Annotated in this window: 14 protein-coding genes; 4 read left to right on the top strand and 10 right to left on the bottom strand. The window is 71.8% G+C overall.

Annotated elements, in window-relative coordinates; genetic code table 11:
• The first annotated feature begins 16 nt into the window (after window positions 1–16).
• Window positions 17–1,243, top strand: a complete 1,227-nt coding sequence (locus A3CE_RS0106830; RefSeq protein WP_020639327.1) for an HNH endonuclease signature motif containing protein — start codon at window positions 17–19, stop codon at window positions 1,241–1,243.
• Here A3CE_RS0106830 and A3CE_RS0106825 read toward each other — a convergent pair whose 3' ends face one another.
• The 8 genes from A3CE_RS0106825 to A3CE_RS0106790 form a co-directional block, all read right to left on the bottom strand.
• On the bottom strand, window positions 1,244–2,677 hold the full coding sequence (locus A3CE_RS0106825) for an NAD-dependent succinate-semialdehyde dehydrogenase (protein ID WP_020639326.1): 1,434 nt from the start codon (window positions 2,675–2,677) through the stop codon (window positions 1,244–1,246). It abuts the gene before it with no gap.
• Complete coding sequence (locus tag A3CE_RS0106820; protein ID WP_020639325.1) at window positions 2,674–4,731, bottom strand: acetate--CoA ligase family protein; 2,058 nt, start codon at window positions 4,729–4,731, stop codon at window positions 2,674–2,676. The genes A3CE_RS0106825 and A3CE_RS0106820 overlap by 4 nt, the downstream gene beginning before the upstream one ends.
• On the bottom strand, window positions 4,728–5,876 hold the full coding sequence (locus A3CE_RS0106815) for an acyl-CoA dehydrogenase family protein (RefSeq protein WP_020639324.1): 1,149 nt from the start codon (window positions 5,874–5,876) through the stop codon (window positions 4,728–4,730). The genes A3CE_RS0106820 and A3CE_RS0106815 overlap by 4 nt, the downstream gene beginning before the upstream one ends.
• A complete protein-coding gene (locus tag A3CE_RS0106810) occupies window positions 5,873–7,243 on the bottom strand; it encodes an MmgE/PrpD family protein (protein ID WP_020639323.1) in 1,371 nt (456 codons plus the stop codon). Before A3CE_RS0106810 ends, A3CE_RS0106815 begins: the two co-directional genes overlap by 4 nt.
• A gap of 79 nt (window positions 7,244–7,322) precedes the next feature.
• Window positions 7,323–8,213 carry an acyl-CoA thioesterase gene (locus A3CE_RS0106805; RefSeq protein ID WP_020639322.1) on the bottom strand — a complete coding sequence of 297 codons (891 nt, stop codon included), beginning with the start codon at window positions 8,211–8,213 and terminating at the stop codon, window positions 7,323–7,325.
• The gene (locus A3CE_RS0106800) at window positions 8,210–8,419 is read right to left on the bottom strand and encodes a hypothetical protein (protein WP_020639321.1); all 210 of its coding nucleotides are present in this window, start codon (window positions 8,417–8,419) and stop codon (window positions 8,210–8,212) included. The genes A3CE_RS0106805 and A3CE_RS0106800 overlap by 4 nt, the downstream gene beginning before the upstream one ends.
• Window positions 8,420–8,436: 17 nt before the next feature.
• On the bottom strand, window positions 8,437–9,561 hold the full coding sequence (locus A3CE_RS0106795) for an amidohydrolase family protein (RefSeq protein WP_020639320.1): 1,125 nt from the start codon (window positions 9,559–9,561) through the stop codon (window positions 8,437–8,439).
• A 123-nt stretch (window positions 9,562–9,684) separates the two neighbouring features.
• Window positions 9,685–10,281 (bottom strand): TetR/AcrR family transcriptional regulator, encoded by a 597-nt coding sequence (locus tag A3CE_RS0106790; protein ID WP_020639319.1) that lies wholly within the window; start codon window positions 10,279–10,281, stop codon window positions 9,685–9,687.
• 150 nt (window positions 10,282–10,431) lie between these two features.
• Here A3CE_RS0106790 and A3CE_RS0106785 point away from each other — a divergent pair, with 150 nt between their 5' ends.
• Window positions 10,432–11,574, top strand: a complete 1,143-nt coding sequence (locus A3CE_RS0106785; RefSeq protein ID WP_020639318.1) for an acyl-CoA dehydrogenase family protein — start codon at window positions 10,432–10,434, stop codon at window positions 11,572–11,574.
• Window positions 11,575–11,626: 52 nt separating this feature from the next.
• On the opposite strand, the gene A3CE_RS0106780 is transcribed toward A3CE_RS0106785, so the two are convergent.
• Window positions 11,627–12,811, bottom strand: coding sequence for an amidohydrolase family protein (locus A3CE_RS0106780; RefSeq protein WP_020639317.1), 1,185 nt, complete (start codon window positions 12,809–12,811; stop codon window positions 11,627–11,629).
• A 41-nt stretch (window positions 12,812–12,852) separates the two neighbouring features.
• Entirely contained in the window at window positions 12,853–13,428 is a 576-nt protein-coding gene (locus A3CE_RS0106775) for a TetR family transcriptional regulator (protein WP_020639316.1), read from the bottom strand.
• 105 nt (window positions 13,429–13,533) lie between these two features.
• Between A3CE_RS0106775 and A3CE_RS0106770 the strand changes: the two genes are divergently transcribed.
• The gene (locus A3CE_RS0106770) at window positions 13,534–13,938 is read left to right on the top strand and encodes a Zn-ribbon domain-containing OB-fold protein (RefSeq protein WP_020639315.1); all 405 of its coding nucleotides are present in this window, start codon (window positions 13,534–13,536) and stop codon (window positions 13,936–13,938) included.
• Window positions 13,935–15,086, top strand: coding sequence for a thiolase family protein (locus A3CE_RS0106765; protein WP_020639314.1), 1,152 nt, complete (start codon window positions 13,935–13,937; stop codon window positions 15,084–15,086). Before A3CE_RS0106770 ends, A3CE_RS0106765 begins: the two co-directional genes overlap by 4 nt.
• Window positions 15,087–15,102: the final 16 nt, after the last annotated feature.

Here is a 15,102-nt window from a genome sequence, read left to right as displayed (position 1 = left end):
CGCGTAGCTTGGAGGTATGGCCGAGACCGAGCAGACCGCAGCGTGGCAGCTCTCCGACGGAGAGCTCGCCTCGATGCTTTGTGCCACCGAGAAACGCCTGCGGATCGCGTATGCACGGAACCTGGAGCTGGTGGCCGAGGCCGACCGGCGCGGCCTCGGTCCGTCGAACGGCTGCCGGGACACCGCGGCGTTCCTGGTGGGGAACCTGCGGGTGTCATGGCAGGAGGCCCGTGCCCGGGTGGCGATCGCCACTTCCGGTCTTCCACTGGTGCGGGCAGCGCTCGCCGCGGGAGAGATCGCCGCCGAACATGCCGCGGAGATCGTCGCGGTACTGGCTCAGGCCCCGGGCACGCTCGAGACGCCGCAGCTTGCCGAGGACGAGGCGACCCTGGTAGCCCTGGCCCGGCAAGCGATTCCGTCGACCGTGCGCAAAGCCGGACAACGCCTGCTTGCCTACTGGGATCTGGAGCGCAAGGAACCGAAGGACCGCGAGGAGGAGCTGGCGCGGCCGAAGCGGGAGTTCCGTTACCACTGGACGCGTGACGGGCGCCTGCGGTTCTCCGGCGAGTTCGACTCCGAAACCGGGCGCCTCGCCGAGGATCTCTTCGTGCCACTGGCGAAACCGGAGCCGAAGGACGAGCACGGCGAACCGGACGCCCGCACCACCGCCGAACGCCAGGGCGACGCCGTCGCGGCGATCTTCGAACTGGCCGCACGAGCCGAGGACCTGCCGTTGCGGGCCGGCGAACGCGCCGTCGCGACCGTGACGGTCCAGCTGGAAGATCTGCGGCGCGAGGCAGGGTCGGTGCCGCTGGACAACGGCGACACGATGACCACGTCACAGCTGCGGCGGCTGCTGTGCGACGCCAAGATCTACCCGGCGGTGCTGGGTGGCGAAGGTCAAGTCCTCGACCTCGGCCGTGCCGCACGCACCGCGACTTCGGCGCAGCGACGGGCGTTGGCGATCCGGGACAAGGGATGCACCCGGCCCGGCTGCGACCGCGGTCCGAAGTGGACAACGCCACACCACATCATTTTCTGGGCGACGCAGGGCGGCAAGACGAACCTCAACGATCTCGCGCTCGTCTGCGAACGGTGCCACCACCTGATCCACCACGGCGGCTGGGACATCCGGCTCGACCGCGGAGTGGTCTACTGGATTCCGCCCGCCTGGCTGGATCCGCAGCGAAGACCCTTACGCAACAAAGCCCACGACCCGCCACGCTTCCAGGCTGCGGCATGATCAGCTCCGGCTCACGTACTTGAGCCGCTGGAAGCCGCGCAGGCCCTCCGCCCCGCCCTCGGTGCCGACGCCGCTGAGGTGGAAGCCACCGAACGGGGTTTCCGGCAGAGAGGGCCGCCAGCTGTTGACCGCCACTGACCCGGCTTCCAGCTCACGCGTGATGTGCGCCGCCGCGCGTGAGTCGGCAGTCCACGCGTACGACGCCAAGCCGTACGGCAGCCGGTTCGCTTCCGCCAGTGCCTCGTCCAGGTCGTCGAACGGGGTCACGGTCTTCAGCGGGCCGAACGGCTCGACCGTGCCGGCGAGGGAATGCGGCGGCACCGACGTCAGCACGGCCGGGGCGAAGAACCACCCGGTGTCGCCGATCCGCTCGCCGCCGGTCTCCACGACGGCGCCGCGAGCGCGCGCGTCGGCCGTCATTTCGGTCAGCGCCCGCAGCCGCCGTTCGGTCGCGACCGGTCCCATCTGGACACCGTCGGCCCGGCCGTCGCCGACCTTGCGGCCGCGGACCGCGTCGACGAACGCGGACAGGAACCGGTCGTACACGGCGGCGTGGACGAGGAACCGGGTGGGGGAGGTACACACCTGGCCGGAGTTGCGGTAGCACGCCGGCACGGCCGACCGCGCGACCGACTCGACGTCGGCGTCGGCGAGCACCAGGACCGGCGCATGCCCGCCGAGCTCCATGGTCATCCGGGTCATCGATGGGGCGCCCAGCGTCCGCAGTTCGGCGCCGACCGCGGTGGAGCCGGTGAAGGTGACCGCCTGCACGGTCGGCGAGGTCACCAGGTGGCGCCCGATCATCGGCGGGTCGCCGAACACCACGTTGAGCACGCCGCCGGGGAGCCCGGCTTCCGCCAGCGCCGCGGCCATCATCAGCGCCGCCGTCGGGGTTTCCTCGGCCGGTTTGAGGATCATCGAGCACCCAGCGGCCAGCGCGCCGCCGATCTTGCGCGACGGCGTCACCGCCGGCGCGTTCCACGGCGCGAACGCCGCGACCACGCCGACCGGTTCGAGCACGGTGTGCTGCACGGTGTCCGGATCACGCGCCGGGATGACCAGGCCGTACGAGCGGCGGGCCTCTTCGGCCGCCCATTCGAGGTGCTCGGCGGCCAGCAGGACCTCCGCGCGCGACTCGGCCAGGGGCTTGCCCAGCTCGAGGGTGATGACCATGGCCAGGTCGCCGGCCCGGTCGCGGATCAGCCGGGCGCCGTCGCGCAGCACCCGGCTCCGCTCGAGCGGGGAGGTCCGGCGCCAGCCGGGGAACGCCCGGCGCGCGGCGTCCAGGGCCTCGTCGAGGTCCGCGGCGGTGGCGACCGGTAGGTCGGCGAGGGTTTCGCCGGTTGCCGGGTTCTCGACCGGGCGGGTTTCCGTCCCGGATCCCCGGGTCCAGCGGCCGTCGATGAGCATCCGGGGTTCGGGGTGGGGGATCACGCTGCGTCTCCGTTCGTCGACCCGTCGCGCAACCGGACCACGGCGTCGAGCGCGACGACGCCTTCGCCGTCCGGGCGGACGAGCACGGGGTTGATCTCGGCTTCGACGACGTCGCCGCGCATGGCCAGTTCCGACACCGCCATGACCAGCCGGGCCAGCGCGCCGAGGTCACCGCGTGGGGCGCCACGATGGCCCCGCAGTGCCGCGATGCCCTTCACCTCGCCGAGCAGGCGATGCGCGGTGTCGAGGTCCACCGGGGCCGGACGCAGGCTGCGGTCGGCGTAGATCTCGGTGAGCACCCCGCCCGCGGCAACCAGCACGAGCGGCCCGACATCCGGGTCGACGCGGTAGCCCACGAGCACCTCGCCGAGGCCTGCCTCCATCGACTGCACCAGCACCGCGGAAATCTCGACCCCGGCTCGCGCGGCGACGTCGGCGCGAATCCGTGCCGACGCCTCGCGGACCCCTGCGGCAGTGTCCACCGCCAGCACCACGCCACCGACGTCGCTCTTGTGCCCGAGCGCGGCGGACAACGCCTTGACCGCGACCGGGAACCGCAGGCCGTCCGCGTCCGGGCTGTCCACCGGGAGCACCCGATGGGGTGCGGCCTCGATTCCCACTTCGGCCAGCACGGCGTACGACTCGGCCTCGTCGAGCGGTCGGACCGGCCCGGTCCCGCGGGGCGCGGGCGGTGACACGCTGCGGGGGGCCTGGCGGGCGAGCGCCGCGGCGGTCGCGTCGGCGCAGGATTCGGGCGTTCGGAAGGCAGGGACACCGGCCGCGGCGAGCATCGCGAGGGCCTCCGGTGCGTGGGGCACCAGGAACGCGGCCAGGCCGGGACGGTCGGCGCGGTCGACGATCGGGCGCACCGCGACCTCGGGCTCGAACCGGGCCGAGGACCCGACCACGGCGACGACGAGGTCGAACTCACCGCAGGACAGCAGCACATCCAAGGCGGCGGACATCACTGCGTACCGGGTGCCCGCCAGCGTGAGGTCGACGATCACCCCCGGCGCGGCGGGCGCTCCGGCGTCGGCGAGCCGGGCCAGCGTGGCCGGCGTGGGCCCGGCGACGTCGATGCCCAGCACGCCCAGCTGGTCGACGACCATCGCGGCGCCCCCGCCGGTGGTCGTCACCACGCCGACGCGAGCGCCGCCCGACACCGGTGTCCGTGCGAGCAGCGGCAGTCCTTCGAGCAGGCCGTCGAGGGTGTGGGCGCGGGCGATGCCGCAGTCGGCGAGGAAGGCCGCGGCGACGTCGTCCTCGCCCGCGAGGGAGCCGGTGTGGGACACGGCCAGCTCGGCCGCGGCGCGGGAGCGGCCCAGTTTGTAGGCCAGCACCGGCTTTCCGTGGGCCGCGGCCGCCCGGGCGAAGGTGCGCAGGCCGTCGGCGTGGCGGAGGTTTTCCAGGAACAGCAGGAACCCGGTGACGTCCGGGTCGGCCACGGCCGTGCCGCAGATCTCGCCGATTCCGAGGTCGGCCTCGCCGCCGACCGACACCAGGTGGGAACACGCGGCGCCACGGGACAGCAAGGCGCCGATGAGGCTGCCGGAGTGCGAGGCGACGAAGATGCCGCCCTGCTTCAGGTCCGGATCGGCGAACGCCGCATTGGCGGTGAGCGTCAGGCCGGTGCGGGTGTTGACCAGGCCGAGGCTGCTCGGTCCGACGACGCGGGTGCCGGACTCCCGGGCGACGGCCACGAGCTCCCGCTGCCGGGCGGCGCCCTCGGGTCCGGCTTCGGCGAAGCCGCCGGACAGGACGGTCACCACGGGCACGCCCAGCCGGCCGCACTGCCGGACGGCGTCGACGGTGGCCGCCGCCGGGGTCATCAGGAACGCGTGCTCGGGCACCTCGGGCAGGGCGTCGAGCGAGGGGAAGGCCGGCTCGCCGTCGATCTCGGTGACCCGGGTGTTGACCGGGTAGACGGCGCCGGCGAACCCGCTGCGCCGCAGGAACCGCAGCGGCCGCGACGACGCCTTCGCGGGATCCGCCGAAGCGCCGACCAGCGCCACACTGCGCGGCGCGAACAGCGCGGCGGCGAGCTCGGCGGTCACTTCGGGGCCCGCTGGCTGAACCGGCGGCCCAGCACGCCCTCGGCGATCCGGTTGCGCAGGACCTCGAGGGAGCCACCGGCGATCATCCAGCCTCGCGTGCGGCGGAAACAGTACTCGACCAGAGTCTCGGTGCTGTAGCCCATCGCGCCCATCACCTGCATGGCCTGGTCGGCGGCCTGGAAGCCAGCCTGGTTGGCCGCCAGCTTGGCGACCGACGTCTCGTAGGCCGAGGGCAGACCGTCGGCCGCGTTGGCCGCGGCACGCTCCAGCAGCAGGTCCGCGCCGTCCAAAGCCACGGCCATGTCGGCGAACTTCCACTGGACGCCCTGGAAGTCGGCAAGGGTGCGGCCGAACTGCTCGCGCTGCAGCACGTGGTCGCGGGCGATGCCGAACGCCAGCCTGCCCAGGGCGAGCGAGCGCGCGGCATTGCCGAGCCGCTCGACGTTGAACCCGCTGATCTGCTTCTTGAAGCCGCCGGGACCCAGCAGCACGTTTTCCGCGGGGATGCGGCAGTTGTCGAAGTACAGCGGGGCCCACTGCTCGCCGCTCATGTACTCCGACGGCTTGCCGATCTCCAGGCCGGGGGTGCCGCGTTCGACCAGCACCGAGCCGATCCCGCCGACGCCGGGTCCGAAGCGGACGTAGACGAGGAACACGTTCGCCTCGACGCTGTGGGTGGACCAGATCTTGGTGCCGTTGACGACGTACCCGTCGCCGTCCGGCTCGGCGCTCGTGGTCAGGTCGGTGACCGCCGAACCGGCCTCCGGCTCGCTCATCGCCAGGCCCAGCAGCGTCTTGCCGGCCAGGAACCCGGGCAGGAAGCGAGCTTTCTGGTCGTCGTCGGCGTACTCCGCGAAGGTCCGCAACGCCCCGAAGTTGCCGGCCTGCACGACGTCGGCGCTCTTCGGGCAGACGAGGCCGACTTCCCGGATGGCCGTCACCGCGTCGAGCAGGGTGGCGCCCTGGCCACCGTCGCGTTCCGGCACGGTGAGCCCGAGGAGGCCCTGCCGCGCCAGCAGTTCCGCGATGTCCCACGGGTACCCGGGGTCGTGCGCCCGTTCGAGGGCGCCCGCCGCCAGCCGGTCATGGGCGAACGCGCGGACCGACTCGGCGAACGCCGTCCGGTCCTCGGTGCTGGTGGTCATCGGGACTTTCCTTCCTGCTCGTCCGACAGCTCGGACATGACGGCGGCGATGTCGTCGAACGCCCACACAGCGGCGGCCACCTCGGCCGCGCGCCCGGCGCCCAGGACCGGATCGGCGAGCAGCCGGAACTTCGCCGTGAGTTCTTCGTCGTCCAGCGGCCGGCTCGGTTCGCCGCGCGGCTGGGCGACCTCACGGCTCAGCGACGGCCGCCCGGCGCGGTGCACGGTGACGCGGGCCGGGCGCTCGCCGGGGTAGCGGGCGTCGAACTCGGCGCCGGCGACGACCTCGACCCGGGCCGCCAGGGCGGCGACCGCCGGTGACGCCCGGTGGGCCTCGTCGAACTGCGGCAGGCCGACCTCTCCGTCGAGCAGGGTCACCGCCACGGCGAAGGGCAGGCTCATCTGGGCGTCGATGAAGCTGCCGAACGTCGTGTGCGCGTGGGCCGCGGCGACCGAGTAGGTCTCGACGCGCACCGCCGTCGCCGCGGCGAGGTCGTGTTCCGCCTGCAGCTCCAGCAGCGCGTCGATCGCGCCGTGCAGGTGCCGGCAACACGGGTGGACCTTGACGTAGGTGTCCCGCAGCGCCCACTGCTCGCCGAGCCCGTCGAGCAGGTCGGCGGGGCGCCACGCGCCGCGGGCGAACGCGGGGAAGTAGCCGTTGGTGCCTTCGAGCACCGTCGCCGGGCCGCTGACGCCCAGCCGGGCGAAGTGAGCGGACAGCAGGCCGTCGCGGGCCGCCTTGCCGGCGTGCAGCCGCTTGACCTCGGCGCCGCTGCCCAGGAACTCGAACAGCCCGCCCGAGTGGGAGCCCGCGACCCCCAGTGCCGAGACGACGTCGGCCCGGTCGAGGCCGAGCACCACCGACACCCCGGCCGCGGCGCCCAGCACCCCGGCCAGCGCGGTGTTGTGGAACCCGGCCTCCCGGGTCGCCGGGTGGGCGGCGCGGGCCAGCCGGCAGGTCACCTCCACGGCGGTCGCGACGGCCCGCAGCACGGTGTCCGCCGGGGCGCCGGTGCTCTCGGCCGCCGCCAGGACGGCCGGGATCGTCGGCGCGCTCGGGTGCACCGAGCCCGGGGTGTAGCCGTCGTCGATGTCCAGCGCGTGCGCCGCGGTGCCGTTGGCCAGCGCCGCCCCGGCGGCCGACGCGCGACCCCCGCCGACGACCCGCGCGTGCTCGCCCGGGTACATCTCGGCGACGAGGTCGCGGACCGCGGCCGCCACCGGCGTCGCCGAGCCGGCGATCGTGGCCGCGAGGCAGTCCAGGACGAGCCTTCTGGCCTGATGGGCGACCGCGGCGTCCAGTGTGGCCCGCTGCATGCCGTGGACCCACTCGGCCAGCTGCGCCGTCGCACCGGAACCGTCATGCACTCGGAGACCGCCCTCGACTGGAAGACTAATAGTCAATTCATCTAACTATATCCGAGAGGGTGGCCGACCGGAAGGGTGGCTACTGAGGACGGACGCGCACGAGTCCTTCCTGGACCGCGCTGGCCACGTGCCGTCCGTCGCGGTCGAAGAAGTGCCCGCGCGCCAGCCCGCGGCCGCCGCCGGCGGTCGGGGAGTCCTGGTCGAACAGCAGCCAGTCGTCCACCCGGAACGGGCGGTGGAACCAGATCGCGTGATCCAGGCTGGCCATGGCGACTCGGCCGTCGTCCGCGCCGAACGCCTCCAGCCGGTGGGCGTAGGTGACGCCGCTGAGCAGGGTCAGGTCGCTGGCGTAGGTCAGCAGGCAGGCGTGCAGCAGCGGGTCGTCGCCGAGGTCGTCGGCCGCCCGCAGCCAGACCTGGGTGGTGCGTGCCGGATCCGTCCCGGCCCGCCAGCCGTCCTCGCCGACCCGGCGCAGGTCGAACGGGAGGATGTTGCGCGGGGTGTCCCGGCCGGCCAGCAGGAACGCTTCGCGTGGGGTGGGTAGTGATTCCGGCGGCGGGGCGGCCGGCATCGTCTCCTGGTGGGCGAGGCCCGGTTCGTCGCCGTGGAAACTCGCCGACATCGTGAAGATCGTTTCGCCGTGCTGCAGCGCGTCCACCCGGCGGGTGGTGAACGACCGGCCGTCCCGGATGCGGTGGACGCGGTAGACGATGGGGGTCGCGGGCCGGCCGGGCCGCACGAAATAGCCGTGCAGGCTGTGCACCGGCCGGTCCCGTGCGACCGTTCGGCCCGCGGCCACCAGCGCCTGCCCGGCGACCTGGCCGCCGAACACCCGCTGGGTGGCCTTCCGTGGGCTCCGCCCGCGGAAGAGGTCCACCTCGAGGTGCTCCAGGTCCAGGATTTCGCCGACCAGCTCCAGCAGTGCGGCCCGCGCGGGATCGTGCACGGGCCGGGTGGGCGCGCCCGTCACGGGAGCGAGCCGGTGTGCTCGCGGGCGAGCCGCAGCCCTTCGGTGCGGCTGGGCGCGATCACCTCCCAGCGCTCGCACGAGCACGCGCACACGTAGGTGCCGTCGTCCCGCGGGATCACGGACTGGGCCACGCAATGGCCGGTTTTCTCGGCCACCTCGTGCAGGAACTCCGTGGGGGAGTCATACAGAACGGTGTCGTCACTCACGTCGCCGCGCTCCCCGGTCAGGCCGCGGCCGGCAGCGGCGGCACGTCGGGGAACAGCTCGGTGAAGGCGCCGACGGTGATGCGGTGCCGGACCTTCGGGTCCACGCCGTCGAACAGGTGGTGCAGCGTGTCCTGCGTGTGCCCGTAGGTGCCTTCCATGTGCGGGTAGTCGCTGCCCCACATGACGTTCCGGTACCCCATCGCGGTGCACGCGGCGATGGCGGACTCGTCGTGCTGGAACGAGGCGTACACCTGCGAGTAGATGATCTCCTTCGGCGACCGCTTGAGCTTGGGCCGCACCGCCATCGCGTGCTGGCGGTACCCCTCCTCCATCCGGTCGGCGACGAACGGCACCCAGGTGGCGCCGCCCTCGGACACCAGGACCCGCAGGTCCGGGTGGCGATCGAGCGCGCCGGAGGCGACCAGCTTCATCACGGCGCGCTGACCGCCGAAGGTCGTCTCGGTGTAGTTCAGCACCGCGCCGCCCGGGCCCCGGTAGACCACTCCGGACGCGCCGCCCTTGGACAGGTCGATGGGGTCGGTGCCGATGTGGAACGCGAGCACCATGTTCGCCCGCTCGGCAGCCGTCCAGAACGGCTCCCACGCGTCCTGGTTGTAGTCCTTCTGCAGCGGGTGCGGCGCGACCGGGAGGTAGACCGCGCGGTAGCCCATTTCGGCGACGCGCTCCAGCTCCGCCACCGCGTCGCCGATGTCCAGGGTGGACACCTGAGCGGTGGTGACCAGCCGCGGCGAGAAGTCCTCGATCGCGTCCCAGGCCCAGTCGTTGCTGACCCGGAGCGCCTCCCGCAGGACCTCGGGCGTGCGGAACGACGAGCTCCACATGCCCAGCGACGGGAAGACCAGTTCCGCCCAGACGCCCTCGTTGTCCAGGTCGACCATGCGCTTGGCGAGGTCACGGGCGCCCGGCGCCCGGTGCGTCGCCTCGAGGAACTCCTTGTTGCGGCCGGTCGGCAGCTTGCGGCGGAAGGACATGCCGTCGATGTGCACGGTCTCCCACTCGCCGTCCGGGTCCTTCTCGGCGCGCGGGACGAGCTCGGCCAGCCGCGCCGGCAGATTCTCTCGCCAGAGTTCTTCGGGCTCGAGGAAGTGCGAGTCACCGGAGTTCGCCCAGATCTTCTCCATCGGAAATCCTTCTTCCCAGGGTCCACGGCACCCGGCAGTGGCTCCCGACGGGTGAAAATGACGTTTTCAGTAGAGTCCTTGAACGCCAGGCTGTCAACACCCGGGGGCTGTCGATCTGTGGCTTCAGGAGATGGCGGGTGCCTGCGCGCCGAGGGCGCGCAGCGCGAAGCCGGTCAGCAACTCGGCCGTCTCGTTCGGGGTGGCCGGGGCGGTCCCGGCGATCTGCTCGTCGAAGGCATGCTGGATCGCGGCGCGGATCCAGCCGGCGTCCGAGGTCGGCTGGGCCAGCGGAAACGTGCCGTCGGCTCGGCCGCGTTCGAGGATGTGGACCAGTTCGCCCTGCACGAGCGCGTGGTAGCGCTGACGCTCGGTGAGGTACCCCTTCGCGCGCGCGATCTCCTCGGAGGACATGACCAGGACGCGCTGGCGCCGGCGCGGATCGGCGGTGATCCGCAGCATGGCCTGCACGAAGGACAGGAGGGCGGCGGCGGGAGGCTCGGCGGCCGCGGCGCGGCGCAGGCGGGCGGCCACCCGGTCGGAGTCCTGCCGGAACAGGGCGAGCAGCAGTTCGTCCTTCGAGTCGAAGAGGCGGTAGAACGCGCGGGTGGACAGCCCGGCGGACCGCAGCACCTCGTTCACCGACAGGCTGGTGCCGCCCGTGGCCGCCAGGGCGCGGTACGCGGCGTCGATGATCCGATCGCGTTCCGACGACTGATCCACGCCGCCCCTCCCTTGTCGAACTCTCGTCACAGCCTAGAGCAGGCGTGCGCCGGCCGCCGTCGACCTTGACAGTGGTCGTTATAGTTTAATTAGCTAACTGAATGACCCGACGGCAACGGCTGACCAGGCCGGGACGAGGAGTCGGCCCAGATGCGCCGGACCATATTCAGCGAGGAACACGAGCTGTTCCGCCGCTCCGCCAGGACGTACTTCGAGAAGGAGTGCGTGCCGTTCGTCGACGAGTGGGAGGCCGACGGCAAGGTCAGCCGCGAGGCCTGGCTGAAGGCCGGCGAGCAGGGCCTGCTCGGCTGGGAGGTGCCCGAGGAGTACGGCGGCTCCGGGGTCGGCGACTTCCGGTTCAACGCGATCCTCACCGAGGAGTACTGGGCGAGCGGCGCGGTGGGCATCGGGCTCGGCCTGCAGAACGACATCATGGCGCCCTACCTGATCAACTTGACGACGCCGGAGCAGCGGCGGCGGTGGCTGCCGGGGTTCTGCTCGGGGGAGATCATCACCGCCATCGCGATGTCGGAGCCGGGCGCCGGGTCCGACGTGCGCGGCCTGCGCACGACCGCCCGCCGCGACGGCGACCACTACGTGATCAACGGGACGAAGACGTTCATCTCGAACGGGCTCCTCGCCGACCTCGTCATGGTCGCGTGCAAGACCGACCCCGCGGCCGGGCACCGCGGCATCAGCCTGATCGCGGTGGAGTCCGGGACCCCCGGTTTCTCCCGTGGCCGCAAGCTGGACAAGATCGGGCAGCGCTCGGCCGACACCGCCGAGCTGATCTTCACCGACGTCCGGGTGCCGGTCGAAAACCTCGTCGGCGAGGAGAACCGCGGGTTCTACCACCTGATGCAGAACCTGCCGAAGGAGCGGCTCGGCATCGCCGTGCACGCCGTCGCGAGCGCGCGGCGGGCCTACGAGATCACCCTCGCGTACGCCGGCGACCGGGAGGCGTTCGGCCAGCCGATCGGGAAGTTCCAGGTCAACCGGCACGCGCTCGCCGAGATGCGGACCAAGATCGACGTCATGGGCACCTACCTCGACCAGTGCATCCTGGCGGCGAACGCGGGTGAGCTGACCGCGGAGGAGGCCGCCGGCGCGAAGTGGTGGACCACCGAGACACAGTGGGAGATCCTCGACCGCTGCCTCCAGCTGCACGGCGGATACGGCTACGTCAACGAGTACGAGATCGCCCGGTTGTGGCGGGACGCCCGGGTGCAACGGCTGTACGGCGGGACCACGGAGATCATGAAGGACCTGATCGGCCGGTCACTGGGCATGTAACCCGAGCGGCACGGCCACCTTGCCGGGGATGGGGGCAAGGTGGCCGTGGGGCTCAGTCCACCAGCACCGAAAGCGCGTTGTCCCGCAGGAACTTCTTGCGGTTCTCGTCGCCGAGTCCGCTCAGCCGGTCGTAGAAGTCGGCCGGCTCGGCCAGTCCTTCGGCGTGCGGCCAGTCCGAGCCCATCACGAGCGAATCCGCGGTACCCAGCCGGTCGACGAGACCCACGATGTCGTCCTCGGGGTAGGGCACCACCTTGACGTGCTTGTGGAAGATCCGGCTCGGGCGCTCCGGCAGCTGGCCGCCGAGCCAGATGCCGTTGCGGCCCATGCCGCGGCTCTTGTCCATGTGCTTCAGGAAGTGTGGCACCCACTCGGCCCCGAACTCGCTCACCACGAGCTGGATGTCCGGGAACCGGCCGAAGAGGTTGTCGAAGATCAGCGCCGACAGCGTGTCGGTGATCGGCCGCTCGCCGTAGGTGTTCTGCCACTGCCAGGCCGAGAACTGGAACGGCGGCACGAGCCCCCAGCCCCACTGCGACGCCACATTGGACTGGTAGTGGAACTCGGAGATGTGGAAGGCCACGCGCGCCTTGGCCTCGTTGATCCGCGACCAGATCGGGTCGAAGTACGGGTCGCCGGGGGAGCGGCCGTAGGCCGGCCCGGCGGGCAGCAGGACGAACCGGGCGCCGGCGGCGAGCACCGTGTCCAGCTCGGCCACGGCCCGGTCGAGGTCGCGCAGCGACAGCATCGCCGGCGCGTAGATCCGGTCCTTGTAGTTGAAGCCCCAGTCCTCGTCGATCCAGCGGTTGAACGAATGGAGGTTGTCGTAGAGCGGGTCGATCCCGTCCAGGTACGCCTCGGCCATCAGCGCCCAGCCGCCCGGGTACATGAGCCCGCGTTCGATCTGCTGCTCGTCCATCTTGGCCAGCCGGGCGTCGTGCCGGAGGTACTCGTCCTTGATGTCCTCGAAGAAGCGCTCGGAATCGGACTGCTCGCCCTGCGACCGCTGCCGCAGCATCTCGGCCAGTGAACCCGGCACGTACGCCTTGTCGAGGTCGTTCTCGAGCGCGTTGACGATCTTGTGGTTGGCGAGCAGGACCTTCTTGCCGGACGCCAGCCGCACCGTCTGGATCGCGGAGTCCTTCTTGGCCTCCGGCATGAACCGCGTGAAGCAGTCCTCGGTCTCGTAGGAATGGGTGTCGAAGTCGATCATCTGGTAGGGCAGCTTGTCGGCCATCGTCGGTCTCCTTGTCTTCTCGGTCAGCAGGTTCAGCGGGTTCAGCGGGTGAGGTCGGCGCAGTGGGCGAACGCCCGCCGGGTCAGGTGGGCGATCGAGCCGCCGCTGTGGTGGCCGGCCCGAAGCGCGCTGGTGAGGCAGGACACCGCGATCGCCGCGGCCAGCGTCTGGCCCAGGTCCGGCCGGCCGGTGCCGGCTTCGCGCGCCAGCTGGGCCGCGACCTCGCGTTCCCAGCGCAGCCGGAGCCGGAGGCTGCGGGACTCCAGCGCCGGCGTGGTCATGACGAGGTGGGTCAGCCGCTGGCCGCTGGTGGCCGGACCGGCGACCGAGCCGTGGGCGAACCGGCACACCGGTTCCGCGAGCGCGGCCACCGTGCGCCGGCGGTCGCGCCGCTGGGCCACCAGGGCGACCAGTGCGCCCGCCGACGCGTCCTCCCCGCTGAAGAGCACGTCCTCCTTGGCCCGGAAGTACCGGAAGAACGTCGCGCTGGAGATCCCGGCCCGGACGGCGATCTGCTCCACGGTGGTGTGGTCGTAACCGTGCCGTTCGAACAGTTCGAGCGCGGCCGCCTCGACGTCGGCCGCGGTCCGCAGCCGGTTCCGCTCCCGCAGTGTCATGGCTGCGATGCTATGTCGGGCTGAGAGACTCTCACAAGAGCATCGGCTAAATTATCTAACTAATAGATATGGATAGATGAATGAACGACTGCTAGCATCGGCGGCATGACGACGCAGGTGGCCGTCGCGGACGGCCTGTTCACGTGGCCCTCCGCCGAACCCAGGCTGATCGCATCCCGCGGGGACGACGGTGTCCTGTCGTTCCCCGCCCGCCCCGGCGAGGAGCAGTACCTGCTCGGCCGGCGTGGCACGCTCTGGGCGTTCACGACCCAGCAGTTCCGGCCGCCTTCGCCGCCGTACGACGGCAATGACACCGACGAAACGTTCCAGCCGTACGCGCTGGGGTACGTCGAGCTGCCCGGCGAGCTGCTGGTGCAGGCGCGGTTCACCGAGTCCGATCCGGCGAAGCTGCGGATCGGGCAGCCGATGGAGCTGCGGATAGTCCCGTACACCACCCGGGAGGACGGCACCGAAGTGCTCACCTACGCATTCGAGCCGGTGGCGTCATGAGCACGCCGGACGTGGCGATCATCGGTGTCGGCCTGCATCCGTTCGGCAGGCACGGCGACAAGCAAGCGCTGCAGATGGGCGCCGAGGCCGCACGGGCGGCGCTGGCCGACGCCGGCACCGAGTGGCCCCGGGTCCAGGCGGCGTACGTCGGCAGCTACGAGGTGTCGAACCCCGACGCGATCGTCGGCCTGCTGGGGCTCACCGGCATCCCGGTGCGCGGCGTCTTCAACGGCTGCGCCACTGGGGGGACGTCACTGCAGGCGGCCGCGGCGGCCATCCGGCACGGCGAGGCCGACGTCGCGATGGCGATCGGGATGGACAAGCACCCGCGCGGCGCGTTCGCCGCCGACCCCGCGGTGGCCGGGCTGCCCGCCTGGTACGGCCGGACCGGCCTGTTCCTCACCACCCACTTCTTCGGCACGAAGATCGGCAAGTACCTGCACGACCACGGTGTGTCGGTCGAAAGCCTGGCCAAGATCGCCGCCAAGAACCTGCGCAACGGCTCGATCACCCCGCACGCCTGGCGCCAGAAGCCGCTGTCCGAGCGCGAAATCCTCGACGCTCCGGTGGTGAACCACCCCCTGACGCGGTACATGTACTGCGGGCCGGACGAAGGCGCCGCGGCCGTCGTGCTGTGCCGGGGTGACCTCGCCCGGGAGTTCACGTCGTCGCCGGTGTACGTGCGTGCCGCCGAGCTGCGGTCCCGGCGGTTCGGCGCCTTCGAGCTGCAGAGCCCGTCGCTGCCGCTGACCAGTACGCCGAGCCCCACGGTCGACGCGTCCCGGGCCGCCTACGAGGTCGCGGGCATCGGCCCGGACGACGTGCGGGTCGCCCAGCTGCAGGACACCGACGCCGGTTCCGAACTGATCCACCTGGCGGAGAACGGGTTCTGCGCCGACGGCGAGCAGGAACGCTGGCTCGCCGAGGGGGCCACCGAGATCGGCGGCAGGCTGCCGGTGAACACCGACGGCGGCCTCATCGCCCACGGCGAGCCGATCGGTGCCTCCGGCCTCCGCCAGATCTACGAAATCGTGCTCCAGCTGCAGGGCCGCGCCGGCGCCCGCCAGGTCGGCGGCGACCCGCGGGTCGGCTACACCCACCTCTACGGCGCGCCCGGCGCGTCCGCGGTGACGATCCTGTCCCGCTAGCTCCGCAGACGAAAGG

The organism is Amycolatopsis balhimycina FH 1894, assembly GCF_000384295.1.
Taxonomy (GTDB): domain Bacteria; phylum Actinomycetota; class Actinomycetes; order Mycobacteriales; family Pseudonocardiaceae; genus Amycolatopsis; species Amycolatopsis balhimycina.
This window is presented reverse-complemented; position numbering and strand designations above follow the sequence as displayed.